The following is a 1,795-nucleotide window of genomic DNA, read 5'->3' as shown; positions in this document are numbered from 1 at the left end:
GTGCGCCCAGCATGGGCGTCCATCTATAGGGTGAAAGTCCCGAACGGGGGCTGGCGAGCGCCTACCGTTAGCCAAGAGCAAGGGTGTCCACCGCGAGGTGGAATCTGAAGGAAGCTGGAGGCAAATGCTCGACCCAAGGTACACGAACCCAATTTGAGGCTAGGATAGTCGGATGAGCCTGCAAGACAAGGCGAAGTCCAAAGCCGCCAAGGGCTATCTTAGTAAACTTGGGTGGGTACATGAGCAGAAAGATGACGTTCTTACCTGGGGAGGCCTGTACGAACGCCGTCTGACGACGGTAACCGGAGTCGTGAGGCTCCGCTGAACGTACAGGAGTCAGCAGAGGCCGTAGTACCCAAGTAGAGGACGCTCGAAAAGGGAAGGGCCGAACGTCAACTCAAGGATGAGTCAGAATCTTTCGAGACGCGATACGGTGAAAGCAGAATTCCGAGAGGAACTACTCTGGAAGAATAGGGGTGAAGCCCCGAGGGTACCAGAGAGGGCAGAGTATCGACCGGCAAGACCTGAGTCTCGTCCTGCGAAGGGAGAAGGATCGAATGGAATTGTTGGAGCAAATTCTGGAGCGGAAGAATCTTCTGGAAGCCATAAAGAAAGTGGAGTCCAATGGTGGGGCGGCAGGCATTGATGGGGTCTCAACCGAGCACCTCCGAGCCTATGTCGTTGAACACTGGGAAAAGATTCGCCAGCAATTGCTGGACGGCACCTACCAGCCTGCTCCTGTCCGAAGGGTCGACATCCCGAAACCCGACGGAGGAGTCAGACTGTTAGGAATACCCACCGTACTTGATCGTATGCTCCAACAAGCCATTCTCCAAGTGTTGACACCGATCTTCGATCCGGGGTTCTCACCAAATAGCTTTGGCTTCCGACCGGGTAAACGGGGACATGATGCGGTACGTCAAGCGCAAAGATTTATCCGTGAAGGGTACCGAATCGTAGTGGACATCGATCTAGAGAAATTCTTTGATCGTGTGAACCACGACATTCTCATGAGCCGCGTCGCGAGGAAAGTGAAGGACAAGAGGGTTCTGAAACTGATTCGCAAATATCTGAAGTCAGGCGTAATGGTAGGTGGAATTGTGACCCATACAGAGGAGGGTACTCCTCAAGGTGGCCCGCTTAGTCCTTTACTGTCCAACATCATGTTGGACGATTTGGATAAAGAATTGGAGCGTAGAGGACTGCACTTCAGCCGTTTTGCGGATGATTGTAACATCTACGTAAAGACAAAACGTGCCGGAGAACGGGTAAAAGCCAGTGTGGAGCGATACTTGGAGGGGAAGTTAAAACTCAAGGTAAACAAGGAGAAAAGCGCAGTGGAAAAGCCATGGAAACGCAAGTTTCTGGGATTCAGCTTTACAGCGCAAAAAGAGGCAAGAATTCGAATCTCACCGAAGTCTCTCAAGCGGGTGAAGGATAAGATTCGGGCACTGACCAAACCTACATGGAGTATTTCCATGGAGGAACGGATACGGCAACTGAATCAATATTTGATGGGATGGATTGGCTACTACGCACTGATTGAAACCCCATCGCCGCTTAGAGAATTGGAGTCATGGGTGAGACGTCGGCTGCGGCTCTGTCTATGGCACCAATGGAAACGGGTTCGTACTCGTTACCGCGAACTTCGGAAACTGGGACTGACACATCAACAAGCCCTCGAAATTGCGTCTACGCGTAAAGGCGCATGGCGCACCTCAGAAACTCCCCACATACACAAAGCCCTTGGGAATGCCTTCTGGCAATCCCAAGGACTCAAGAGTTTAACCCAAAG

At 52.0% G+C, this 1,795-nt stretch carries 2 protein-coding genes; both read left to right on the top strand.

From position 1 onward, the window contains the following. The first annotated feature begins 172 nt into the window (after window positions 1–172). Complete coding sequence (locus HGBM_RS30095; protein ID WP_019119052.1) at window positions 173–325, top strand: hypothetical protein; 153 nt, start codon at window positions 173–175, stop codon at window positions 323–325. Window positions 326–557: 232 nt separating this feature from the next. Next, window positions 558–1,795 (top strand): group II intron reverse transcriptase/maturase (gene ltrA / locus HGBM_RS26090; protein ID WP_035286145.1); only part of this gene is annotated, 1,238 nt, incomplete at its 3' end.

The organism is Brevibacillus massiliensis, from assembly GCF_000311785.1.
Taxonomy (GTDB): Bacteria; Bacillota; Bacilli; order Brevibacillales; family Brevibacillaceae; genus Brevibacillus_C; species Brevibacillus_C massiliensis.
This window is presented reverse-complemented; position numbering and strand designations above follow the sequence as displayed.

Coding starts and splice junctions, on each gene's coding strand:
- HGBM_RS30095 (WP_019119052.1), top strand. CDS start 173: ATGAGCCTGCAAGACAAGGCGAAGTCCAAAGCCGCCAAGGGCTATCTT.